Origin of the sequence: Mesorhizobium sp. ORS 3428 (assembly GCF_001854785.1) — a bacterium.
Lineage (GTDB): Bacteria > Pseudomonadota > Alphaproteobacteria > Rhizobiales > Rhizobiaceae > Mesorhizobium.
Window position 1 is genome coordinate 533375 of record NZ_MDFL01000126.1, and the last position, 24531, is coordinate 557905.

Consider the following 24531-nt stretch of genomic DNA (forward strand, 5'->3'; position numbering starts at 1 on the left):
TCATGCGTAGATGGAAAATCGCTTTGGGAACGGCCGTCGCGCTTGGCGCGATCTCGGTGGCGAGCGTGCATTTGCTCGACATGGGCAATCTGAGCCTCAACGCCAGCACGGCGGGGGCGGCTCCGGCGCCCAAGGCCTTCGTCATGCCGGTGCCGGTGGTGAACGTCGTCAAGAAGACGCTGCCGATCTACCTCGACTACGCAGCGCGCGTCGAGCCGATCCGCAGCATCACGCTGCAGGCGCGCGTGCCGGGCTATCTGGAGGAGCAGACGGCGGCGGACGGCAGCGACGTCAAGCAGGGCGACCTGCTCTACAAGATCGCGCCCCAGGATTACCAGGCCGCACTCGACCAGGCCAAGGCGCAGGTCGAGCGCGACACCGCGACGCTCGACTATGCGCGTTCGAACCTTGGCCGGGGCAGCGAGCTCGCCAAGAACGGCTACCTCGCCAAGGACAGCTTCGACCAGCGCACCAGCACCTTGCGTGGTGCGGAGGCGGCGCTGGCGGTCGACAAGGCGGCGCTGCGGACAGCCGAGCTCAATCTCGGCTATGCCGAGATCAAGGCGCCGTTCCCGGGACGCATCGGCCGCAACCAGGCGTCGGTCGGAACCCTGGTGAGCGTCGCCGGCACGGTGCTCAACACGCTGGTGCAGCTCGACCCGATCTACGTCACCTTCAACCCGAGCGAGACCGACCTCGTGCAGATCGAGCAAGCGAAAGCTGCCGGTCCGGTCGCGGTCGACGTGCTGCTGCCCGGCGAGACCGAGCCAAGCCAGAAAGGCCAGCTCACCTTCATCGACAACACGATCGATCATTCCACCGGCACGATCACCGCCCGCGCCACGATCGGCAACGCCAAGTTCACGCTGTTGCCAGGCCAGTATGTGCGCGTGCGGCTGCATGTGAAGGAGCAGCCCAACACGCTGATGGTGCCTCAGGTGGCGCTGGGCTCCAGCCAGCTCGGCAAGTACCTCTATGTCGTCGGCAAGGGCAACACGGTCGACCAGAAGCTGGTCTCGCTCGGGCCGACCGACGGCGACCTGATCTCGGTGACCTCTGGCATCTCCGAAGGCGACCAGGTGATCACGGGCAATCTGCAGAAGATCGGGCCCGGAATGCCGGTTTCTCCCTTGCCGCAACCGAAACCGGCCAGCTGATAACCCCCATCAGTCCCGGTCCGACGGCGCCCTCGACTCCCACGTCGAGGGCGCCGTTTTCTTTACGCGAGGCCACCCCCCGAAAAATCCTCTTGTTGGATTGTCGACAATCTGCTTGTCTAGCAAACGGTTCATCCGGAGCGGAACGCATGGCGAAGCTGGATTTCAGTCCGATCGCGGATACGACGCGCAGGGCCGAGATCGTGGCGCTGCTCAGGCGCGCCATCCTCACCGGCCAGCTCGAGCCCGGGCAGAAACTCAACGAGCTCAGGATTTCCGAGCAGATGCGGGTGAGCCGCGCGCCGCTGCGCGAGGCGATGCGCGAGCTGGTGCAGGAAGGCATCCTAGCCAGCATTCCCTATGCCGGGACCTTCGTCATCGACGTTACCGCCAAGGATATCGTCGACGCCTATTCGCTCAACAAGGTGCTCGACGACTTTGCTATCGAGCTCACCTGGCCGCAGCGCGACCAGCGCTTCTTCGACGAACTGGACCGCCGCCACGARGCTGTGAAGCAGGCGACGCGGTCGCTCGACACCACGCGACAGATCGAGGCGGCGCTGCAACTGCACGGGCTGATCTACGAGTGGGCCGACAATTCGGTGCTGCTGGAAACCTGGCAGCGGCTGACCAGCCGGCTGCAGATGTATTTCGCGCTGCATCAGCGGGCGCGCAACGAGGCAGTGCCGGCCGAGGATTTGCACGAGACCTATGTGGCGCTGCTCAAGGGTACGGACATGCGCGCTGCCCAACGCCATGCGCGCGAGCATATCGACGACGATTTCGAAGCGCTTCTTGCCTATGYGCGCGGGCTTGAGGAGCGCGCCTCGAAGAGCGCTGAACGACGTCGCTGACAACGGGCAACAACATGAAGATCAAAAGCATAAAGGCCTATCATGTCGTGCAGCCCTTCGCGGATGGGCCCTACCGCATGTCCAAGGGGCGGGTCGCCGACTGCTTCGACGCCGTGATCGTCGCCATCACCTCCGATACAGGTGTGACCGGCTGGGGCGAGATGGCGCCGCTCGGCAATTTCTACTCCGCCGCGTTTCCGGCGGGAACACGTGCGGGCGTGCCGGAAATCGCGCCGCATCTCATCGGCCAGGACCCGCGCGGCCCTGCCGGCATCGTCAGGCTGATGGATACGGTGTTCAAGGGCCATCCTTATGTCAAAGCCGCGCTTGATATGGCGTGCTGGGACCTCGCGGCGCGCGCGGCCGACGTGCCGCTGGTGACGATGCTCGGCGGCCGCGAGAGCGAGACGGCGGAACTCTACCGGGTCGTCACCCACGGCACGGTCGATCAGATGGCAGCGCTTGCCAAGCGGATCGTCGCCGAAGGCTACCACCGGCTGCAGGTCAAGGTCGGCGGCAATGTGCGTGACGACATCGAGCGGGTGACGGCGGTCGCCGCAGCGGTGCCGAAGGGTACGGTGATCTTCTGCGACGCCAATGCCGGTTGGACGCCCTACCAGGCGCGGCAGTTTGCCGACGCCACGCGCGGCATCGACTACACATTCGAACAGCCCTGTACGACGATCGAGGAGAACATGTCGGTGCGGCGCATGCTCGACAAGCCGATGGTGCTCGACGAATCCGTCACCTCGCTTGGCGAGATGTTGGAGATTCACCGTCGCGGCGCCGCCGACGGGCTGACGCTGAAGATCTCGCGGCTCGGCGGCGTGACCCAGACACGACTGATCCGCGACGTCGCCGTCGATCTCGGCTTCATGATCACAGTTGAGGACACCGGCGGCGCCGAGATCGACACCGCCGCCATGACGCATCTTTCGCTGTCGACGCCRGAAGAGCGGCGGCTGCACGCCATCGCCTTCCACGATTGGGTGACGGTGCGCACCGCCTCCAACAAGCCGCCGGTGACCGGGAGCCGCATGGGCATTCCCGACGGACCCGGCCTCGGCATCGATGTCGTGCCGGACCTGCTCGGCAAGCCCTTCTTCGAGATCGGCTGAGATGAGGATCGGCCGCGGCGATCATCAACGAAATGCTGGCGTCGGCTGCGGCTGAACCAGGAGAGGCCAAAGGAAAGGAGGCGGCAAACACCGAGTAGAGGCCGCGATTTCGATCGAGGCCGCGAGGCTGGCCAAAGGCATGCATCAAGAGAATCTGATCCTTCCGCCCCATCGAGCGGATGGACCGCAAAGAACCGCATGCTACAGTCCAGTCGACTGAGATGACTGACGACCGGGACCGGAGAACTCCACGGAATTCGTCAAACCGGAATGCACTCGCCAACCACAACAACAGGGGAAAGGGCTTAGACCCATGAGCAAGAATTATCGCATCCTCGATCTCATCCGGCRCAACCGCACGCCGCTCGAAAACCACCTCATCGACGGCCTGATCGACGGCCGCATCARCCGCCGCGAATTCGTGCGCCACGGCAGCCTGCTGGGCCTGTCGCTGCCGCTGCTCGGCCGCATCGGCATGGCCGCGGGCTTCGGCGCCGCGCCCTCGCTCGCCCGCGCCGGGGGCGCACCCGGCGCCACCATCCGCGTCGGCAGCAACGTGCCGTCCGCCGCGATCGACCCGGTCACCATCGCCGACGCCGGTGGTCTGCTGGTGCTGCAGCAGGTCGCTGAATTCCTCTGCATCGACGGTCCGGATCTGGTGCTCAAGCCCGCGCTGGCGGAAAGCTGGAAGCCGAATGCCGACGGCACAGTGTGGACCTTCACGCTGCGCAAGGGCGTCAAATTCCACAGCGGCGGCGAGATGAAGGCCGACGACGTTGTGGCGAGCATCGACCGCCTTGCCGACCCTGCCAACTCGTCCAACGCGCTGTCGGTGTTCAACGGTATCCTGCAGAAGGGCGCGACCAAGAAGGTCAACGACTATACTGTCGAGTTCCACCTCGACGCGCCGAACGGCAACTTCCCCTACATGGTGTCGTCCGACAACTACAACGCTGTCATCATCCCGGCGAGCTACAAGGGCGGCTACGAACAGAGTTTCGACGGCACTGGTCCGTTCAAGCTCGAAAAATACACGGCCAAGGTCGGCGCGTCCTTCGTGCGCAACGAGGACTATTGGGGCGAGAAGGCTTTGCCGGAGCGCACCGAGTTCACCTTCTTCTCCGACATGCAGGCCCAGATCCTCGCATTGCAGGGGGGCCAGATCGACATCATCAACCAGATGCCTGTGCTTGCCGGCGTCGGCCTGCTCAACGATCCGAATGTCGACATCATCAGTCTGAAGTCGGTGGCGCATCAGCAGCTGCACATGCGCTGCGACGATGGGCCGATGAAGGACCCGCGCGTGCGTCGCGCCATCGCGCTCAGCATCGACCGCAAGAAGCTCGTTGCCGGCCTGATGAAGGGCCGCGCCCAGGAAGGCAACGACAGCCCGTTCGCGGGCGTCTACCCGTCGACCGACGCCAGCGTTCCGCAGCGCGAGCAGGACATCGCGCAGGCCAAGCAGCTGATGGAAGCAGCCGGCGCCGGCAAGGGCTTCAAGGTGACGCTGACCACCGAGCGCTATCTGGAAATCCCGGAATACGCGCAGCTGATCCAGAACTGGGTCAAGGAGATCGGCATCGAGCTCGAGCTCAACATCCTCGACCAGGGCGCCTATTACGGCGACGCGGTGTTCGGTAAGTCCAACTGGCTGGATTCGGTGATGGGCATCACCGACTACGGCCACCGGGGCGTGCCGAACGTCTATCTTGCAGCGCCGCTGAAGAGCGACGGCACCTGGAATGCCGCGCACTTCAAGAACAAGGACTACGACCAGCTGGCGACGAGCTATATCGCGGCCCTCGACCTCGAGGCGCAGAAGRCCACCGCCGGCAAGATCCAGAAGCTGCTGCTCGAGGAAACGCCGGTGATCTTCGGCTATTTCTACGACTACCTGACGGCAACGGCGAAARGCGTGACGGGTGTGCAGCCGACCGCGATGTCGCAGCTGTTCCTCGAYAAGGCTTCGAAGGCCTGACAAGAGCGAGCAAGTCCATCCCTGAAGGCCGGCTCTCCACGGAGAGCCGGCTCCAATAGGAGTATTCGCCATCCTCGCCTTCCTCGTCCGGCGCCTCGGTCTGTCGCTCATCACGCTGTTTCTGCTCAGCGTCATGGTGTTCCTGGGCGGCCAAGTGCTGCCCGGCAATGTCGGGCGCGCCATCCTTGGGCCGTTTGCCGATCAGCGCGCCGTCGACGCGCTCAACCATTCGCTCGGTGTCGACCGTCCGCTGCTCGTCCAATATGGAACCTGGATCTGGAATTTCCTCCGCGGCGACATGGGCACGTCCTACATTTTCCGGGCGCCGGTCGCGCCCTTCGTCATCGACGCGCTCGGCAATTCGATGAAGCTGGCATTAATCGCTTTCGTGCTGGTGGTGCCGATCGGCATCCTCGGCGGAGTCATCGCCGCGCTCAACCTCAATCGGCCGCTCGACCGCATCATCAGCCTCGGCGGCCTGTCGGTGACGGTGCTGCCTGAATTCGTCACCGGCATCATTCTGATCCTGATCTTCGGGGTCTGGCTGCGCTGGCTGCCGATCGCGGCCGCCTGGCCGAAAGGCGCCGGCTTCTTCACACAGATCTATTATCTCATCCTGCCGTCGCTGCCGCTGTTTTTGGTGCTGTTCGGCTACATCGCCCGCATGGCGCGATCCGGCATGATCGAGGCGCTCGATTCCGACTACACGCGCACCGCCGTGCTCAAGGGCTTGCCATGGCGCACGGTGATCTGGCGGCACGTGCTGCGCAATGCGCTGCTCCCGACCATCACCGTCATCGCCACGCAGACCGGCTACCTCATCGGCGGACTGGTCGTGATCGAGACGCTGTTCCGCTACCAGGGCATCGGCTCGCTGATCTTCACCGCCGCGCGCGGCAAGGACTTCCCGATGCTCGAGGCCGGCATCCTCACCATCGGCATCGTCTATGCGGTGGCCACATTGATCGCCGACTTCCTCTATTCCGTGCTCAATCCGCGCATCCGGCTAGGGGCAGAGCAATGAGCGCGACTGACACCCCCGCCGCCGTGCCTGCGCAAGACACAGCGCCGCAACGCGGCCCGTGGGGCGAGGTGCTGCATTTGCTGCTGCGGTCCGGCACCTTCCTGACGGGGCTTGCCATCGTTCTGCTCTGGATCGTCTGCGCGCTGTTCGGCGAGCATTTTGTCCCCTACGATCCGCTGGCAAACGACATCATCAACGCGCTTGCGCCGCCATCGGCCGAGCACTGGTTCGGCACAGACCAGCTCGGGCGCGACGTCTTCTCGCGCGTCATCGTCGGCTCGCGCGACATCCTGACGGTGGCGCCGCTGGCAACGGCGCTTGCGACCGTCGCCGGCACCGCGCTCGGCCTCCTCATCGGCTATTTCCGCGGCATCGTCGACGACATCGTCAGCCGCGTTCTTGAAGCCTTCATGGCGATCCCGGTGGTGATCGTCGCGCTGCTCGCCATTGTCGCGCTCGGCACCTCGAAGATCACCKTCATCATCGTCATTGGGCTCAGCTTCGCGCCGATCATAGCGCGTACGGTGCGCTCGGCGGTGCTGGCCGAACGCGAACTCGACTATGTCGCGGCGGCAAAGCTGCGCCACGAGGGGGCGCTGCACACTATGTTCGTCGAGATTCTGCCCAACGTCATCCCGCCGATCCTGGTCGAGACGACGGTGCGTCTCGGCTATGCCATCTTCGCCGTCGCCACGCTCTCCTTCATGGGGTTCGGCATCCAGCCGCCCTCCCCCGACTGGGGGCTCTCGATCTCCAGCAATTACGGCATGATCGGCGGCGGCTTCTGGTGGACGGTGCTGTTCGATGCGCTGGCCATCGCCTCGCTGGTGATCGGCGTCAATTTGGTGGCTGACGGCGTCCACGGAGCGTTCAATGACTGACAGGAACGCGCTTGAACTGAAGGACCTTTCGGTCGCCTATCGCGTCGCCGGCCGCAACCGGGCCGTGCTGCGCAACGTCAGCCTGAACATCGGTAGGGGTGAGGCCTACGGGCTGGTCGGCGAATCCGGCTGCGGCAAATCCACGGTGGCGCTTTCCGTCGTTCGCTACCTGCCGCGCAACGGCTCAATCACCTGCGGCTCGATCGCGCTTGACGGTCAGGACGTGATGAAGCTCGACGCCGAAGCGTTGCGGCGCGCCCGCGCGGAAAGCGTATCGATGGTCTATCAGGACCCCGGCAAGGCGCTGAACCCGTCGCTGCGCATCGGCCGGCAGCTGACCGAGATTTTCGAGCTCGCCGGCATCTCCGGACAGGCCGCCGCCGACAAGGCGATCGCGATGCTGAACCTTGTGCGCATTTCGGATCCGGCCAGCGTCATGCAGCGCTATCCGCACCAGCTTTCCGGCGGCATGCAGCAGCGCGTGGCGATCGCCATGGCATTGGCCAACGACCCGTCGATGCTGATCCTCGACGAGCCGACGACCGGGCTCGACGCGACGGTCGAARCCGAAGTGCTCGACCTGATCGCGCAATTGCGGCGCCAGCTTTCAGCCTCGATCCTGTTCATCAGCCACAATCTCGCCGTCGTCTCCAACATGTGCGACCGGGTCGGCGTGCTCTATGCCGGCATGCTGGTCGAGGAAGGCTCGACGCAGGACGTCTTCAACGATCCGCGCCATCCCTACACGGTGGCGCTGCTACGCTGCCTGCCGCGCGGTGGCCAGCGCAAGGACCAGGGGCGGCTTGACACCATCCCCGGCTTCCTGCCCGGCATCGGCGCCGCCATCACCGGCTGCGCCTTCGCCGATCGCTGTGCGCTCGCGAGCGAGCGCTGCCGTACTGAGCCGCCGCCCCTCTACGATCTGGGTGGCGGCCGACTGTCGCGCTGCCACTATCACGACAAGGCGCAGTCGCTGCCGCGCGCGACGCCCGCCGATGTGGCGCTGGCCGTGCCGAAAGCGGCAGAACCGGTGCTGCGGGTCGAAGGGCTGAACAAGACCTATGCCGGTCACGGCCGTGCGCTCAGGGCTGTGAAGGACGTTTCGCTCGCCCTGAGGCCCGGGGAGACGCTGGGCCTGGTCGGCGAATCCGGCAGCGGCAAGACCACCTTCGCCAGGCTGCTGCTCGGCCTCGTGCCGCCGGACGAGGGCGGCAGCATCGAGCTTGAGGGCAAGGAGCTCTCGCCGCGGCTCGCCAACCGCACCGAGGATCAGGTCAAGGCGGTGCAGATCGTCTTCCAGAATCCGGATTCGGCGCTCAACCGCTCGCATTCGATCCGGCACATCCTGAGCCGCGCATTGAAGCGGCTCGGCGGGCTCGCTGGCAAGAAGCTGGACACGCGGCTGGAAGAGCTCGTCCGCTCGGTGCGGCTCACCGACCGGCATCTCGCGGTCAAGCCGCGTCAGCTTTCCGGCGGACTGAAGCAGCGCGTGGCGATCGCACGCGCCTTTGCGGGCGATCCGCGCATCGTCGTTTGCGACGAGCCGACCTCGGCGCTCGACGTGTCGGTGCAGGCGGCGATCCTCAACCTCTTGGCCGACCTGCAGTCGAAGCAAGATGTCAGCTACATCTTCATCTCGCATGACCTCGGCGTGGTGAGGTACCTCTCCGACAAGATTGCCGTGCTCTATCTCGGCCGCATCATGGAGCTCGGACCGTCCGAGGCGGTGTTTTCGGGGCCGCATCATCCCTACACGGAAGCTCTTCTGTCGGCGGTGCCAAAACTCGACCGGACGGACCACTCGCGCATCCGCCTCGACGGCGAAATCCCAAGCGCCGCCAATCCGCCGAAGGGCTGCGTCTTCCACACGCGCTGCCCGCGCAAGATCGGCGCGATCTGCGAGACGCAGGAGCCCGAGCTCACCGCGGCCGAGCCGGGACACACGATCCGCTGCCATATTCCTTTCGAGGAACTGGCAAGGCTGCAGAAGCCGAAGGCCGTGGAGCCGGCGTAATCGCCGTCAGAGTGCTGCAACAAAGCAAGGAAGCGATGCGCACGCAATAGCAGCCGCAGAGTTCCCTTGCGCCTCCCCTCTGTCCTGCCCGGACACCTCCCGGCTTAGGGGCAGATTGCCTGTTCGGGCGCTCCGCTCACTTCTCCACATTGAAAACTAGCGAAAGCGGCCATACGGCCGGTCTCCCCCCTTGTGGGGAAGACGTCCGGCAGGACGGAGTGGGCGCTGTCCCGCCAGCGTTTAAGATTTCGAGCGGCTGCAAAAAGCCCCAACTTGAATCCTCCTGCATCCGCCGAAATGTCGGTTGAAATATTTTTCAAATAGAAATAGGAATGTTCAAATGATGATCGCGGCGCGATAGCGCGCCAAGGACCGGAGGAAGCGACATGTCCCATCCGCAATTCGCAGCGGAACTCCTGCAGCGTGCCGAGAAGCAAGGGCCGATCACGATCGGCCTCGCCGGCGCCGGGCAAATGRGAACGGACATCGTCRTGYAGGTCGCACTGATGCCGGGTATGCGCATCGGCGCTATTTCCGAAGTCAGGCCGCAGGCGGCGATCGACGCGGCACTTCTTGCCGGCCATGACCGGTCCGACATTGTCCAGGCGAGCAACGCGGCGGCCATCGACCGCGCCATCGAGGCAGGCAAGATCGCCGTCACCGAGGACCTGCATGCGCTCGCCRCAGCCGGCCGCATCGACGTCATCATCGACGCTACCGGCAATCCCAACATCGGCACGCTGTTCGCGCTCGAAGTGATGAAGAACGGCAAGCATATCGTCATGCTCAATGTCGAGGCCGACATCACTATCGGCCGCTTCCTGAAGGAGGAAGCGCGCAAGGCCGGTGTCGTCTATACGGGTGCGGCCGGCGACGAGCCCGCCTGCACGCTGGAGATCATCGGCTTTGCCAGAAGCCTCGGCTTCAACATCGTGGCCGCCGGCAAGGGCAAGAACAATCCGCTGAAAATCGACGCGGTTCCGGCCGACTACGAGAAGGAGGCCGCCGAGCGCAACATGAATGCGCGCATGCTGGTCGAGTTCGTCGACGGCTCGAAGACGGCGATCGAGATGGTGGCGATCGCCAACGCCACCGGCCTGGTGCCCGACGTGCCCGGCATGCACGGCCCGACGGCGACGCTCGAGGAACTCGCCGGCGTGCTGTGCCCGCGCGAGAACGGCGGCGTGCTGCACCGCAAGGGCGTGGTCGACTACTCGATCGGCAAGGGCGTGGCGCCCGGCGTGTTCTGCATCATCGAAACCAGGCATCCGCGCGTGCTGGAGCGCATGATCGACCTCAAGGTCGGCAAGGGCCCCTATTTCACGATCTTCCGGCCCTATCACCTCACCAGCCTGGAAGTGCCGCTGTCGGCGGCACGCGCCGTGGTCTACAAGCGCGCCGACATGGAGCCGCTCGACCACCCGGTGGCCGAGGCGGTGGCGGTGGCCAAGACCAATCTCGGCACGGGCCAGTCGCTCGGCATGATCGGCGAGAACGACTATCGCGGCTTCGCCATGACCTGGGAGGACGCGCGCGCCAAGGGCGCCCTGCCGCTCGGTCTCGCCGAGCGCGCCAAGGTGGTGAAGCCGGTCAAGGCCGGCGACTTCCTGACCTATGAAAATTGTGTACCCGACGATTCGATGGTGATAACCCAGATCCGCCGTCGTCTCGACCAGTCAGACGGGCGGTTCGTAACCAACGCGGCCTAAAGCGCGTCGCGCTGAAACGGATCCAGGCGACGCGCTTTAGGTCTTTGTTTTTATGCATGTCGTTTTTGCAAAACCGCTGCACACTTTTGCGCGACATGCCTCAACCTTCCGGATGTTCGCCTGATGGACGATGTCGTAATCGGGATCGACGCCTCGACGACGGCCGTGAAGGCGATCGCCTTCACGCGGAACGGCGCCGAACTCTTCCAGGCGCGCGAGACCTATCCGCTTTCCAATCCGGCGCCCGGCCATTTCGAGCAGGACGCCGAGCACTGGTGGACGGCGCTGCTGTCGGCGCTGAAACAGGTGGCCGACAAGGTCGGGGCGCCGCGCGTGAAGGCGATTGCAATCGTCCACCAGCGCGAGACCTTCACGCTGATCGACGGCGCCGGCAAACCGCTCATCCCTGCCATATTGTGGCTCGACGAACGCGCCCGCCGCCAGGTCGTGCGGCTTTCGGCCGAACTCGGCCGCGAGGCGATCCGCGACTGGAGCGGCAAGCCGCCGGACCCGACACCGGCGCTCTACGCCTTGGCCTGGCTCATGGAACATAAGCCGGAAGCGCTCGCCGAGGCGGCGGCGCTTGTCGACGTACAGGCTTTCTTCGTCCACCGGCTGACCGGACGGCTCGTCACCAGCACGGCGAGCGCCGACCCGCTCGGCCTGCTCGACATCGCCCATGGCGGCTGGCATCCGCGGCTGGTCGAGGCGGCAGGGCTGCGGCCGGAGCAACTGCCGGAACTCGCAGCCCCCGGCGCGATCTGCGGCACGCTGTCGGCAAGCATCGCCGTGGCAACGGGCCTGACGGCCGGCATACCGGTCGTGGCCGGCGCCGGCGACGGCCAGGCGATGGGCCTCGGCATGGGAGTCTACGGTCCCGGCAAAAGCTATCTGTCGCTAGGCTCGGGCGTCGTCAGCGGAAACTTTTCCGGCACGGTTACGACATCGGATGCGTTCCGCACCCTGATTTCACCGACCGGCTCCGGCTTCATGCTGGAAACGGTGCTGCGTTCGGGCATGCAGCTGGTCGACTGGATCGTGCGCACCACCGGCTCGCCTTCAGCCGCCGTGCTGGAAAAGGCAGCGATGACCGTAGCGCCCGGCAGCGACGGCCTGCTCGTCATGCCCTATTGGGCCGGCGTCATGAGCCCCTATTGGGACGGCGCCGCGCGCGGCGCCATCGTCGGCCTCTCACTCGACCATGAGCCGAGGCATCTTTTCCGCGCCGTGCTGGAAGGCATAGCGCTGGAGCAGGCGATCGCCACCGACGCGATGGAAGAGCAGACGGGCAAAGCCGGCGCGATGATCGCGGCCGGCGGCGGCACCAATTGCAACCTGCTGATGCAGATCATGGCGAGCGTGCTCGAGCGGCCGCTCTTCGTTTCGTCGGTCAACGAGGCGGCAGCACTCGGYGCGGCCATGCTGGCGGCCTCGGCAATCGGCTGGTTCACCTCGCCGGAAGACGCGGCAAAGGCCATGGCGGCAGAACCGGCGAGGYAGGTCGACCCGATCGACGCGCTGGTGGCTGCCTACCGCGTCCGCAAGGCGATCTACTGCGACCTCTATCACGCGACGCGCGACATTCACACGCTGCTGGGTGCATTGGAGCTCTGAGCGGACGTCCCGTTGTGAGAGCGTCGGCGCTGAGGCGACGCCACGCTCACCAGCAGCATTCAGCGACTAAGCAGGCCCTTGGCCGCGTCCTCGTCGGTGATCAGCACCGAGACCTTCGTGTTGGCGAGTGCGGCGCGCATGACCGCGATCTTTTCCTGCCCGCCGGAAACCAGGATGGTGGTCGGAATATCGGAGAGGTCCTGCAGCGGATAGGCGCAGACGCGGCGGTTGACTTCGTGGTCGACCGGGCGCCCATCGGCGTCAATGAAGTGGCAGAGGATATCGCCGACCGCGCCCGCAGCCTGCAATTCCTCGAGCTCGCTCGGCTTGATGAAGCCGTAATGAGCGATCGGGCTGTCGTTGGAGAAGGAGCCGACGCTGAGAACGGCGATGTTCGCGCGCCGCGCCCTGAAGACCACGTCCTGGACGCTGCGCTGGCTCATGAAGGCATCGCGCTGCTCCGGCCTGTCGGCATAAACCGGCACCGGTAGCAGATAACATTCCGCGCCGATCTTCTCGGCGAATTCCCAGGCGCTCTCGGTCGGGTTGAGCGGCTGCGCATGGGTGAGGCCGCCGAGCATGGAGACCACAGTGGTTCTGGCGATCGGGCGCCGCGGCAGTTCGTTGATGGCGAATTTCAGCGTGYGGCCCCAGCCGAGCGCAATCACGTCGCCGGGATTGACGTTGTCGGCCAGATAGGCGGCGGCGGCATGTCCGATCATCAGCGGCGCATTGCTCCGGTCGGCGGCCGACGGCACAACCACGGCCTGGCTGAGGCCGAAGCGCTGCTTCAAACTTTCCTCCAATTGCACGCATTCGACGACGCTGTCGCGGATGCGGAACTGGACCACGCCCTCCTCGCGCGCGGCCGACAGGATGCGATGCACCTTGATGCGTCCGATGCCGAGGATTTCCGAGATCCGTTCCTGCGTCAGGCCTTCGACATAATAGTGCCAGGCGGCCCGGGCCTTGAGCTCGGCATCAGGGAAACGCGAGACCTTGTCGTTCTCGATCACCGCCATTTTCGTGCCTCCCGCGTCGTCCCTGGCCTTCCCTATGGCAAACCGCCGATTGGTGCAAACCGCCACGGAATGCATCAGCGRCACTTGACAATTTTCTGATGAACGTTTTAGCTGAACAAAATTGCATATCAAAGATAAATTGTTCACAAGGGAGGATGCCTGGTGAACAAGAGCGGAGGGCAAAGCATGCCACCGCCGGCGGAGGAGACGAAGTGGCCGTGACCAAYGATACGACCGAGCTGAAGGCTGGCACCCCTGCCGCACAGGCGGCGTCCGGTGCGAAGCTTTCGGCGCTGTTTGCCGGAACGATGGGACCGCTGATCGGCCTGGTGCTGTTGTGCCTGGCGCTGGCGCTGACCACCGACACATTCCTGACCTTTCGCAACATCCTCAACGTGCTCGACCAGGTGACCGTGCTCGGCATCATGGCGATCGGCATGACGCTGGTCATCCTGATCGGCGGCATCGACCTCTCGGTCGGTTCGGTGCTGGCGCTGGCCTCGATGGTGATGGGCTACGTCGCCTATCCCGACTATCTCAATCTCGGYGTGCCGGCGGGCATCGCCGCGGCGCTCGTGGTCGCCGCCCTTTGCGGCCTGGTTTCCGGCCTGCTGGTGACGGTAACGAAGCTGCCGCCCTTCATCGCAACRCTCGCCATGATGTCGGTGGCGCGCGGCCTCGCCAACATGATCACCGACGGCTCGCAGATCGTCGGCTTTCCCGACTGGTTCACCAACCTGGCGATCGTGCGCCATTTCGACTTCCTGTCGGTTACCGTCGGGCTGATGATCGTGCTGGCGATCGTCTTTGCCATCTTCCTCAACTATCGCGCCACTGGCCGCAACCTCTATGCGATCGGCGGCAGCGCCGAGGTCGCCCGGCTTTCCGGCATTCCGGTGAAGTCATTGACCAACTGGGTTTATGCAATCTGCGCGCTGCTGGCCGGACTCGCCGGCATCGTCCTCGCCGCTCGCCTCGATTCCGTGCAGCCGAGCTCGGGCGTCGGCTACGAACTCGACACCATCGCCGCGGTGGTGATCGGCGGCGCCAGCCTCTCGGGCGGCATCGGCTCGATCGGCGGCACGGCGATCGGCGTTCTGATCATCGGCGTGCTGCGCAACGGCCTCAACCTGCTCGGCGTCTCGCCCTTCATCCAGCAGGTGGTGATCGGCGTGGTGATCGCGCTGGCGGTTGCTACCGACACCTGGCGACGGCGAGCGCAGTGACGCGTGGGGCGCAATGAGAATTCGCCCGGATGTCCGGGCGAAACGGATCGGTCGATCCGAGACTGGGACTGTTCGGCCGCTGCGACGCGCAGGCAGGACAGATTGAACACCAACGGAGGAAACACATGCTGACCAAACGTTCACTGCTGCTTGCGGCCGCGGCCATCGTACCGCTGCTTGCACTGTCCGGCGCCGCCTCGGCCAAGGACGTCAAGAAGCTCGGCCTCGCCGTCGCCAACCTGCAGGCGGATTTCTTCAACCAGATCAAGCAGTCGGTCGAAGCCTATGCCAAGGAAAAGGGCATCCAGGTCATCACCGTCGATGCCAAGGGCGACTCGGCAACCCAGGTCAGCCAGGTGCAGGATCTGGTCACCCAGAACATTGACGCCTTCATCTACATCCCGGCCGGCGCGACGGCCGCCACCGTGCCGACCAAGACCGCGAAGGCTGCCGGCATCCCGATCATCAATGTCGACCGCAATGCTGACGGCGCGCCGGGCGACACTTTCATCGCGACCGATAGCGTCAACTCGGCGAAGGCGGTGTGCGACTACATTGCCAAACAGGCCGGCGGTAAGGGCGAGATGGTGATCATCCATGGCCAGAAGGGCACGACCCCCGAGGTCGATCGCTCCAAGGGTTGCGGCGAAGCGCTGAAGGCCTATCCGGACATCAAGGTCGTCGGTGAGCTCTGGAGCGACCAGTGGCATCAGGACGAGGGCTTCAAGCTGGCGCAGGACTTGTTGCAGGCTCATCCGAATGTCYCGATCATCTTCGGCCAGGCCGATGCGCTGGCGCTGGGCGCCGCGCAGGCGGTCAAGGTCGCCAACCCCGATCACAAGGTCTGGATCGCCGGCTTCGACGGCGACGTGGCAGCGCTGAAGGCGCTGAAGGACGGCGTGYTCGACGTGACCGCGACGCAGCAGACCCAGGGCATGGGCCGGCTCGCCGTCGATTCGGCGCTCAAGCTGGTGGCCGGCGAGAAGCTGCCCGCCGAGCAGCTGCAGGACGCGACGCTGACCACCAAGGACAATGTCGCCCAGTTCATCGAGAAGCACCCCTGAGGGCTGGCTGAGACCTGAAGAGCGCCACGATGTCCCTTGACCCACACATTGGCGAAAGCCCGCATAACGGGCTCTTCGTCAACGGCCTCTGCAAGAGCTACGGACCGGTGCAGGTCCTGACCGATGCGAGCTTCGAGGTGCGGCCGGGCGAGGTCGTGGCGCTGCTTGGCGAGAACGGCGCCGGCAAGTCGACGGTGTCCAACATCATCGCCGGCTCGACCAAGCCCGATGCCGGCACCATCACCTGGCGGGGGAAGCCCTATTCCCCCGCCAACCCCGCCGCGGCAATAGAGGCCGGCGTCGGCATGATCCATCAGGAATTGAAGCTGCTGCCGGACCTGTCGGTGGCGGAGAACGTCTATGTCGGACGCTTGCCGATGCGCGGCGGCCGCATCGACCGCGCGACCATCAACGCGAAGGCCTCGGCGCAGTTGAGGCGCCTCGGCCTCGATGTCTCGCCCGAGCGCAAGGTGCGCACGCTGCGCGTCGCCGCCCAGCAGCAGGTCGAGATCGCCAAGGCGCTGACGCTGAATGCGGAGCTTCTGATCCTCGACGAGCCGACGGCCGCCCTTGGCGGCGAAGAAACGGAGCTGCTCTTCAAGCAGATCCGCAAGCTCAAGGCCGAAGGCATGTCCTTCATCTATATCAGCCACCGCCTCGACGAGATCGCGCAGATCGCCGACCGCGTGGTGGTGATGCGCGATGGCCGCATCGTCGCCCGGCATGAGCGCGCCGACATTCCGGTGCGCACCGTGGTCGAACAGATGGTCGGCCGCAGCGTCGAGCGCATGTTTCCGAAGCTGTCGCCGCCCGGCGACAAGACACTGCTCGAAGTCGAGAACCTGTCCTCGCCGGAGCGCAGCTTCAACAATATTTCCTTCTCGGTGAAATCAGGCGAAATACTCGGCATTGCCGGGCTGATCGGCGCCGGTCGCACGGAGCTGGTGCGGGCGATCGCCGGCGCCGATCCAATCTCTTCCGGTGCGGTGCGCGTCGCGGGCCAGCCGGTGCATCTCAGCGGCCCGGCGGCGGCGATCAAGGCCGGCGTCGTCCTGGTGCCGGAGGACCGCAAGGCTCAGGGCGTCGTGCTGGAACAGACGATCGGCGAGAACCTCGCCATTGGCAATTTCGATCATGTCGCGCCGAAAGGCTGGGTGTTTCCGAAAGCGGTGCAGAGATTCGCCGAAGCCGGCATTTCGCGGCTCGGCGTCAAGGGCAGGCCGAACCAGGCCGTCAGCAAGCTTTCAGGCGGCAACCAGCAAAAGGTGATCATCGCCAAATGGGTGTCGCGGCCACCCAAGGTGTTCATCCTCGACGAGCCGACGCGCGGCATCGACGTCGGCGCCCGCGCGGCGATCTACGACGTCATCGCCGACCTTGCCCGGTCGGGCATGGCGGTGGTGGTGGTGAGCTCTGACCTCGAAGAGGTATTGGGGCTCTCGCATCGCGTACTGGTGCTGAGCCGCGGCCGCCAGCGCGGCATCCTTGATCGCGATGAGGCAAGCAATGTCGCCGTAATGGAGCTTGCCACGAGCTGAAGCCGACGAAACGAAACCCGGGGAATCGGAACAAAGCGCAGCAGGTGATACCCTCCCAAGCACCGGACCGCGCGGGGCGCCAACAGTGAGTTGGCGCCCCTAATTCCGAAAGATCCGGGGAGGAGAGGAACCGATGACGAAACTGTTCGATCTTCATGGCGACGTGGCGCTGGTGACGGGTGCCGGCAGCGGCATCGGCCAGGCGATCGCCATCGGGCTCGCCGAGACCGGCGCCGATGTCGCCTGTTTCGGCCACAGCTCGAAAGGCGGGCTGGAGGAGACGGCCGAAAAGATCAAGGCGCTCGGCCGCAAGGCGCTGGTGCTGACCGGCACGGTGACGTCCGAGAGCGACCTCGCGCAGGCGATCGATCGCACGGAAAACGAACTCGGCGCGCTGACGATTGCCGTCAACAATGCGGGCGTCGCCGCGGCCGAACCGGCGGAGATGCTGTCGCTTGAGAAATGGCAGAAGCTTTACGACGTCAATGTCAGCGGCGTGTTCCTGTCCTGCCAGGCCGAGGCGCGCGTCATGCTGCCCCGCCGCAAGGGCTCGATCATCAACATCGCCTCGATGTCCGGCTCGATCGTCAATCGCGGCCTCACGCAGGCGCATTACAATTCCTCCAAGGCGGCGGTAATCCACATGTCGAAGAGCCTCGCCATGGAGTGGGCCGATCGCGGCCTGCGCGTCAATGTGGTGAGCCCCGGCTACACGCTGACGCCGATGAACAAGCGGCCGGAGGTCGCCGAGCAGATCAAGATCTTBGAGCGCGACACGCCGATGGGCCRCATGGCGACGCCGGAGGAGATGGTCGGGCCGACCGTGTTCCTGGCGAGCCGCGCCGCGAGTTTCGTTACCGGCATCGACCTGATCGTCGATGGCGGATTCGTCTGCTGGTAGGAGAAAGTTGAAGTGCAAAAGCGTTTCGAAGGAAAGACAGCGGTTGTGACGGGCGCCAGCGGAGGCATCGGTGCGGCCATGGCCAAGCGCTTCGCGGCGGAAGGCGCGGCGGTCGTGATCAGCGCCATCGACCCGCGGGTCGACGAGGTCGCGGCGCATCTGAAGGCATCGGGGGCGAAGGTCGCCTCTATGCGCATGGACGTGACGAAGAAGGACGAGGTCGCAGGCCTCTACGATCTAGCCGAAAAGGAATTCGGCCGCGTCGACATCTCCGTGCAGAACGCCGGCGTCATCACCATCGCCAAGATCGAGGCGATGACGGAAGCCGAGTGGGACAAGGTGATGGCGGTGAACACCAAGGGCGTGTTCCTGTGCTGCCAGGAAGCGATCTCCCGCATGCGCAAGCGTGGCGAAGGCGGCCGGCTGATCAACACGGCCTCCGGCCAGGCGCGGCAGGGTTTCATCTACACGCCGCATTATGCGGCCTCGAAGTTCGGCGTCGTCGGCATCACCCAGAGCCTCGCCAAGGAAGTGGCCAAGGAGAAGATCACCGTCAACGCCATCTGCCCCGGCATCATCGACACCGACATGTGGGCCTATAACGACACCGCCTGGGGCAAGCTGCTCGGCGACTACAAGCCGGGCGAGCTGATGGCGGAATGGGTGAAGAACATTCCGATGGGCCGCGCCGGCAGCGGCGAGGACGTCTCCGGCCTGGTCAGCTTCCTCGCCAGCGACGACGCCGCCTACATCACCGGACAGACGATCAACGTCGACGGCGGCCTGATCATGTCGTGAGAAGGCCCGTGATGGGTGAGGCCAAGGCAGCGCCGATCCAGGCTGTCGTCCGGCGCCAAGGCCATGCGGACGATTTCGTTGTCAACGCAACATAAGTTGCCGCCATCATTGCGCTCCTGCATCGCCACCGAATATATTCACCGTGGGTGAAATAAACCGGCGGAAAGTTGAGGCGTGACATGGCCAAGAAGACTTCCAGTACCAAGCCTGCCGGCGTGGCAGCCAAAGGCAAGGCGCTGCCGAAGGGCGTCTCGGCGGACGGGCGTACCATCCGCACGCCGCTCACGCAGGACCCGCATGCGATCCGCGACACCCGCGAGAAAGTGCTGGAGGTGGCGATCGGCCATGAAGTGCGGGCCTTCCGCAAGAAGCTCGGCATTACCGTTGCCGATCTCGCGGCAGCCACCGAAATTTCGCTGGGCATGCTGTCGAAGATCGAGAACGGCATCACCTCGCCTTCGCTGACCACGCTGCAGGCGCTGTCGCGGGCGCTCGGTGTTCCTCTCACCGCCTTCTTCCGCCGCTTCGAAGAGGAACACAGCGCAGTCTTCGTCAAGGCCGGCGAAGGCGTCGATGTCGAGCGGCGCGGCACACGCGCCGGCCACCAATACACCCTGCTCGGCCATATCGGCGCAAACACCAGCGGCGTCGTCGTCGAGCCCTATCTGATCACGCTGACCGAGGAGTCGGACGTATTCCCGACCTTCCAGCACACGGGCATGGAGTTCCTCTACATGCTCGAGGGCGAGGTCCTGTATCGGCATGGCAGCAACCTTTACCCGATGAAGCCGGGCGACAGCCTGTTCTTCGATGCGGACGCGCCGCATGGACCGGAGGAACTGACGCAGCTGCCGATGCGCTATCTCTCCATCATCTGCTACCCACAGAACAGCACGAGCTGATCAGCTCGCAAGCCAGGCGCAGCCGGTTTTCAATCGCRCATTCGCCGAGGTCCGACCTCGCCTCGCGGTGCATTTTTGTCGGCATTTTTCTGCCAGCCTGCAGCGGTGTGACGGTCTGCGGTAATTTCCTGCAGGCAAATAGTTTTATCCACAGACAAGTGCCGGACCGTGAGCCAAACGGTTTACCCAGCGTAAATCCGGCTTGACAATTTCGTCATTCAGGCGGAATTTATGAAAAAAATTTCACTCTGTTGAAAGAGTGGACGCCCGGTCGATTCGGGGCCGGACGTCGAGAAAAGGGGAAAAACCGATGTCCGACCTCAAGCAGCGCATCGAAGCGCTGTACCGTTCCGACGTGCGCGGATCCGTGCTCCTGATYGCCTGCCTATGGGCGACGATCCTTTTCGTCCTCCTGATGACCTGGGCCTACATCCCCGACGGCGGGATCAAGCTCGTGGTGGTGATCGCTGCCGCCGCGGTGCTGATCTTCAACTCCGCCGCCATCCTGGCGATGCTCAACCATTACCGGGACGACAAGGACTTCATCTACGGCCTCGACATMAAGAACGCCGACGCGTTCCGCAACCGCCAGTCCTGAAGGGGGAAACCATGTCCCGCTACATCCCGCCGGAGCAGAACAAGGCCGGTCAGGTCTTCGATATCGCCGTCGTCGTGGTCGCCATTTTCGTGGCGCTGTGGCTGCCGCTGAAACTGGGCCTCGCCGGTGCGGCGAAGTCAATCGATCCGCTCGACGCCAAGACCTGGGACGCACTCGGCCAGAACGCGACCATGGCAGCGATCTGGGAAAAGCTCGGCTACACGCCCGAGACCGCGCACGACATCATCCAGAACCGCTTCCACTACATCATCGACTGGCCGACGCTGATCATCATGGCGATCGTGCTCGTCGCCTATTTCGTCTTCCTGTTCCGCGCCTCCGATCGCGAATATCGCGACGTGATCAACGAAAAATTCGACGACAAATAGCCCGGGGACAAGCTCATGTGGATGGCAGTCTCTTACGCATGCTGGGGCATCTCGATCCTGCTCGCGCTCTGGATGCTCTACGACTGGTTCAAGGTCGATACGACCTATTCCGAGGATGTTCTGACGTCCTCGCGCGAAGGCGAGCTTGAAGCCGTCTCCGAAAAGCACCGGATCTGAGTGGAGCCTCACCAATGACAATCGCGGTTGAAACGAGAGAAACCGTAGTCCACGGCGACCGGGTCTCGCTGCTGCGAGTGCTCGGCCCCGCCCATGTCTGGGCGCTCGGCGTCGGCATCGTGCTGGTCGGCGAATTCACCGGCTGGAACTTCGCGGCCGACAAGGGCGGCGCACTCGCCGCACTGATCGTCTGCTGGATCGTCGGCCTGCTTTACACGTCGGTCGCCATGATCGATTCCGAGGTGACCTCGACCGTCGCCGCCGCCGGCGGGCAATACGCGCAGGCCAAGCATATCGTCGGGCCGCTGATGGCCTTCAACGTCGCGCTGTTCCTGGTCTTCGCCTACACGATGCTCGAAGTGTCGGACGCCATCCTGCTCGGCGACACGATCGTCGCCAAGGCCGGCGTCGAGGGACTGACKCATAATTCCTTCATCGCCGCCACCATCGTCGTGCTGGCCTGGCTTAACTATCGCGGCGTGCTGATGACACTCAACGTCAACTTCATCATCACCGCCATCGCCTACATCTCGATCGTCGTCCTGTTCTTCTCGGTGAGCCCGTGGACGCAAGGGGCGATGCTGAAGCTCAATGAGCTGGTCACCCCCGGCAACGCCCTGCCCTATGGCTGGATCGGCGTGATCGCCGCCTTCCAGTTCGGCATCTGGTACTATCTCGGCATTGAAGGCACCACGCAGGCTGCCGAGGAAGTGCGCTCGCCGGCGCGCTCCCTGCCCTACGGCACGATGGCCGGCATGATCACGCTTTTGATCGCCGCCGCCATGACCTGGTATGTCTGCGCCTCGCTGATGCCCTGGGAATATCTCGGCATCACCTATTATCCGTTGTGGGACGCCGGCAAGCTCAYGGGCAGCCCGCTGCTCGAGAACCTGCTCTTCGTCGCGACGCTGCTCGCCGCGCTGGCCTCCGCCAATGGCTGCATCAACGACGCGGCGCGCGCCTGGTTCTCGCTCGGCCGCGACCGCTACCTGCCGAGTTGGTTCTCAGCGGTGCATCCGAAATACCGCACGCCCTATCGCTCGATCCTGTTCCTGCTGCCGATCGCACTGGCCTTCGCCTTCATCGCCGATCTCAACCAGGCGATCACCTTCTCGATCCTCTCGGGCGTGCTGCAATACACCTTCATGAGCATCAACATCATGATGTTCCGCAAGAAGTGGCCGCTGGGGTCCATCCGCCGYGGCTACACGCATCCCTTCCATCCGCTGCCGGCGATCGTGTTGTTCTGCCTGTGCGTGGTGACGTTCTTCGCCATCTTCCTCGGCTTCGGCTCGCAGCTGATCGCGATGGTCGCCTTCTACTTCCTGATCTCGCTGTGGTTCCACTTCTACCGCTACAAGTTCGTGCGCCGGGGCGATCAGTTCACCATGCCGTGGCCGAAGCCGCAGGGCTATTGAATGGAAGAGAGCCCGCCGTCTGACGGCGGGCTCTGAAGTGTCGAGATGTCTCAGTCGATGTCAGCTTTATTCGCCGGGGCGATCGTGCTTGCAGTCGTCCTGCACCTCACCTGGCTTGCGCGCGCCAGCCGCAACAAGGCCAAGGCGGCGCTCGCCGCCGACGAAGCCAGCATCCGCGCGGCAGTCCCGGATGCCATCGATGTCTCCGACGGCACGGCCGGCGTCGCCGCCTGGGCCGGTTCATGGAACGGCGAGCGCGCGCAGGTGCGCACCATCATCGACACGCTCGCAACCAGAAAGCTGCCGACGCGCTGGCTGAGCGTGTCGATCACCGAGCCGGTCGCGGTGCCGGGCATTTTCGACATGATGATGCGGCCAGGATCGCCGACGACCTTCTCCAACTTCGACCATCTCCAGCACACGCTGCCGAAGGTAACGGCGTTCCCGGCCGAGGCGGTGCTGAGGACCGACCGCCGGGGCGTCGCTTTCCCGCAGGACGTGATTGCCGCCCATGCCGGGATCTTTGCCGAGGGGCGTGCCAAGGAATTGCTGATAACGCCGAAGGGCGTGCGTATCGTGTGGCTGCTGGCCCAGGCCGATAGGGCGCGCTACGGCGTGTTCCGGCAGGCCGCGTTCGGTGATGCAAGGCTCGATTCCGAATTGATCGAAGAACTGCTTGCAGCCGCATCCTCGCTTCGCCATGCCATCAATCAATGCGAAAGGCAGGCCGCATGACCGATTCAACCAGCCCCGTCCCGGCTTCGAATCCCTATCTGGTGCTGGCTTCCGCGATCGTCCTGCCGGGCAGCGGGCATGTCATGCTGGGCGTGCCGGCGCGCGGCCTGCAGTTCCTGTTCTTCATGGTGATCCTCGGTTGGGTAACGACAAAGGTGGCGCTGCCCGACGCCAGCTTCGTCGGCCGCCATGCCGGCGGCTTCCTGATCTATGCGCTGTCGATCCTCGATGCCTACAGATCAGCGCGCATCCGCCACGCAATATGGGCCCACAGGACGCGGCCGCATGGCGATGGCGCCGGAAGCGGCCCAGATGCCGATAGCTAATCAAAGGAAGATTTCTCTCATTCCAATTGAATTCCCGAACTTCATCAGGGGCCATAAACGTCGGAGGTTGGCATGTGTGGGATCGTCGGACTTTTCCTCAAGGACAAGGCGCTGGAGCCRAAGCTCGGCGCGATGCTGTCGGAGATGCTGATCTCGCTCAGCGACCGTGGCCCGGACAGCGCCGGCATTGCCATCTATGGCGCGGCAACCGGCAACGAGGCCAAGATTACCGTCCAGTCGCCGAAGCCCGAGCGCGACTTCCGCGGCCTCGACGCAGAGCTCGCCAAGGCGATCGGCGCGCCGGTGAGCGTCGCGGTCAAGTCGACGCATGCGGTCATCAGGACCACGCCGGACAAGGTCGACGCGGCACGTGAGGCGCTGCAGTCGCTGCGCCCCGACATCCGCATCATGGGTGCCGGCGAGGCGGTCGAGATCTACAAGGAAGTCGGCCTGCCGGAAGCCGTGGTCGACCGCTTCGACGTGCGCTCGATGACCGGCACGCACGRCATCGGCCACACCCGCATGGCGACGGAATCGGCAGTCACGACGATGGGCGCGCATCCCTTCTCGACCGGCGCCGACCAGTGCCTGGTGCACAACGGGTCGCTCTCCAACCACAACAATGTCCGGCGCGAGCTGATCCGCGACGGCATGACCTTCGAAACCGAGAACGATACCGAGGTTGCGGCCGCCTATCTCTCCAACAGGATGGCGCATGGCAAGAATCTCGGGGAGGCGCTGGAAGGTACGCTCTCCGACCTCGATGGCTTCTTCACCTTCGTCGTCGGCACCAAGAACGGCTTTGGCGTGGTGCGCGATCCGATCGCCTGCAAGCCCGCCGTGATGGCGGAGACCGACCAGTATGTCGCCTTCGGCTCGGAGTATCGCGCGCTCACCAAGCTGCCCGGCATAGACAATGCGAGGGTCTGGGAACCGGAGCCCGCAACCGTCTATTTCTGGGAGCACTGAGGCCATGGTTGCAACAACCATGCCGATGGCAAAGCGCGAGCAAGGCCACGCGCGTGTCTTCGACCTCGGCCAGCAGTCGCTGCGCGAGCTGAACCAGGCGCTGCACGGTCTCGCTCCCG

23 protein-coding genes are annotated in these 24531 nt (G+C 64.5%); 22 read left to right on the forward strand and 1 reads right to left on the reverse strand.

Going from position 1 to position 24531, the window contains the following annotated elements; all coding sequences use genetic code 11:
• Positions 1-2 precede the first annotated feature (2 nt).
• The 9 genes from ORS3428_RS21315 (at position 3) to ORS3428_RS21355 (ending at position 12349) form a co-directional block, all read left to right on the forward strand.
• Positions 3-1157: an efflux RND transporter periplasmic adaptor subunit gene (locus ORS3428_RS21315; protein WP_071100218.1), complete on the forward strand. Its 1155-nt coding sequence runs from the start codon at positions 3-5 to the stop codon at positions 1155-1157.
• A 149-nt stretch (positions 1158-1306) separates the two neighbouring features.
• Entirely contained in the window at positions 1307-2011 is a 705-nt protein-coding gene (locus ORS3428_RS21320; protein ID WP_071100219.1) for a GntR family transcriptional regulator, read from the forward strand.
• Between the two features lie 14 nt (positions 2012-2025).
• Complete coding sequence (locus ORS3428_RS21325) at positions 2026-3129, forward strand: mandelate racemase/muconate lactonizing enzyme family protein (protein ID WP_071100220.1); 1104 nt, start codon at positions 2026-2028, stop codon at positions 3127-3129.
• A 313-nt stretch (positions 3130-3442) separates the two neighbouring features.
• Complete coding sequence (locus tag ORS3428_RS21330) at positions 3443-5107, forward strand: ABC transporter substrate-binding protein (protein WP_071100221.1); 1665 nt, start codon at positions 3443-3445, stop codon at positions 5105-5107.
• A 70-nt stretch (positions 5108-5177) separates the two neighbouring features.
• A complete protein-coding gene (locus ORS3428_RS21335; RefSeq protein WP_108723115.1) occupies positions 5178-6131 on the forward strand; it encodes an ABC transporter permease in 954 nt (317 codons plus the stop codon).
• The gene (locus ORS3428_RS21340; RefSeq protein ID WP_071100223.1) at positions 6128-7012 is read left to right on the forward strand and encodes an ABC transporter permease; all 885 of its coding nucleotides are present in this window, start codon (positions 6128-6130) and stop codon (positions 7010-7012) included. Before ORS3428_RS21335 ends, ORS3428_RS21340 begins: the two co-directional genes overlap by 4 nt.
• Positions 7005-9026, forward strand: a complete 2022-nt coding sequence (locus ORS3428_RS21345) for an ABC transporter ATP-binding protein (protein ID WP_071100224.1) — start codon at positions 7005-7007, stop codon at positions 9024-9026. The genes ORS3428_RS21340 and ORS3428_RS21345 overlap by 8 nt, the downstream gene beginning before the upstream one ends.
• Before the next feature lie 386 nt (positions 9027-9412).
• Positions 9413-10735 (forward strand): NAD(P)H-dependent oxidoreductase, encoded by a 1323-nt coding sequence (locus ORS3428_RS21350; protein ID WP_071100225.1) that lies wholly within the window; start codon positions 9413-9415, stop codon positions 10733-10735.
• 123 nt (positions 10736-10858) lie between these two features.
• Complete coding sequence (locus ORS3428_RS21355; RefSeq protein WP_071100226.1) at positions 10859-12349, forward strand: xylulokinase; 1491 nt, start codon at positions 10859-10861, stop codon at positions 12347-12349.
• A gap of 59 nt (positions 12350-12408) precedes the next feature.
• On the opposite strand, the gene ORS3428_RS21360 is transcribed toward ORS3428_RS21355, so the two are convergent.
• Positions 12409-13371 (reverse strand): sugar-binding transcriptional regulator, encoded by a 963-nt coding sequence (locus tag ORS3428_RS21360; protein ID WP_071100298.1) that lies wholly within the window; start codon positions 13369-13371, stop codon positions 12409-12411.
• A gap of 308 nt (positions 13372-13679) precedes the next feature.
• Here ORS3428_RS21360 and ORS3428_RS21365 point away from each other — a divergent pair, with 308 nt between their 5' ends.
• From ORS3428_RS21365 to ORS3428_RS21420, 13 genes are all read left to right on the forward strand, one after another.
• On the forward strand, positions 13680-14597 hold the full coding sequence (locus ORS3428_RS21365; RefSeq protein WP_244508052.1) for an ABC transporter permease: 918 nt from the start codon (positions 13680-13682) through the stop codon (positions 14595-14597).
• Positions 14598-14722: 125 nt separating this feature from the next.
• Entirely contained in the window at positions 14723-15661 is a 939-nt protein-coding gene (locus ORS3428_RS21370; protein ID WP_071100227.1) for a sugar ABC transporter substrate-binding protein, read from the forward strand.
• A gap of 29 nt (positions 15662-15690) precedes the next feature.
• Positions 15691-17199, forward strand: coding sequence for a sugar ABC transporter ATP-binding protein (locus ORS3428_RS21375; RefSeq protein WP_071100228.1), 1509 nt, complete (start codon positions 15691-15693; stop codon positions 17197-17199).
• A 133-nt stretch (positions 17200-17332) separates the two neighbouring features.
• Complete coding sequence (locus tag ORS3428_RS21380; protein WP_071100229.1) at positions 17333-18100, forward strand: SDR family oxidoreductase; 768 nt, start codon at positions 17333-17335, stop codon at positions 18098-18100.
• Between the two features lie 12 nt (positions 18101-18112).
• Positions 18113-18898, forward strand: a complete 786-nt coding sequence (locus ORS3428_RS21385; protein ID WP_071100230.1) for a glucose 1-dehydrogenase — start codon at positions 18113-18115, stop codon at positions 18896-18898.
• Between the two features lie 179 nt (positions 18899-19077).
• Entirely contained in the window at positions 19078-19800 is a 723-nt protein-coding gene (locus tag ORS3428_RS21390) for a helix-turn-helix domain-containing protein (RefSeq protein ID WP_071100231.1), read from the forward strand.
• Between the two features lie 310 nt (positions 19801-20110).
• The gene (locus ORS3428_RS21395; protein ID WP_071100232.1) at positions 20111-20398 is read left to right on the forward strand and encodes a hypothetical protein; all 288 of its coding nucleotides are present in this window, start codon (positions 20111-20113) and stop codon (positions 20396-20398) included.
• 11 nt (positions 20399-20409) lie between these two features.
• Positions 20410-20787, forward strand: coding sequence for a hypothetical protein (locus ORS3428_RS21400; RefSeq protein WP_071100233.1), 378 nt, complete (start codon positions 20410-20412; stop codon positions 20785-20787).
• A 15-nt stretch (positions 20788-20802) separates the two neighbouring features.
• Complete coding sequence (locus tag ORS3428_RS32590) at positions 20803-20964, forward strand: hypothetical protein (protein ID WP_108723116.1); 162 nt, start codon at positions 20803-20805, stop codon at positions 20962-20964.
• Positions 20965-20978: 14 nt separating this feature from the next.
• Positions 20979-22382 carry an APC family permease gene (locus ORS3428_RS21405; protein WP_071100234.1) on the forward strand — a complete coding sequence of 468 codons (1404 nt, stop codon included), beginning with the start codon at positions 20979-20981 and terminating at the stop codon, positions 22380-22382.
• A gap of 45 nt (positions 22383-22427) precedes the next feature.
• Positions 22428-23117 carry a hypothetical protein gene (locus ORS3428_RS21410; RefSeq protein WP_071100235.1) on the forward strand — a complete coding sequence of 230 codons (690 nt, stop codon included), beginning with the start codon at positions 22428-22430 and terminating at the stop codon, positions 23115-23117.
• Positions 23114-23443: a hypothetical protein gene (locus ORS3428_RS21415; RefSeq protein WP_071100300.1), complete on the forward strand. Its 330-nt coding sequence runs from the start codon at positions 23114-23116 to the stop codon at positions 23441-23443. Before ORS3428_RS21410 ends, ORS3428_RS21415 begins: the two co-directional genes overlap by 4 nt.
• A 72-nt stretch (positions 23444-23515) precedes the next feature.
• A complete protein-coding gene (locus ORS3428_RS21420) occupies positions 23516-24412 on the forward strand; it encodes a class II glutamine amidotransferase (protein ID WP_071100236.1) in 897 nt (298 codons plus the stop codon).
• Positions 24413-24531 lie beyond the last annotated feature (119 nt).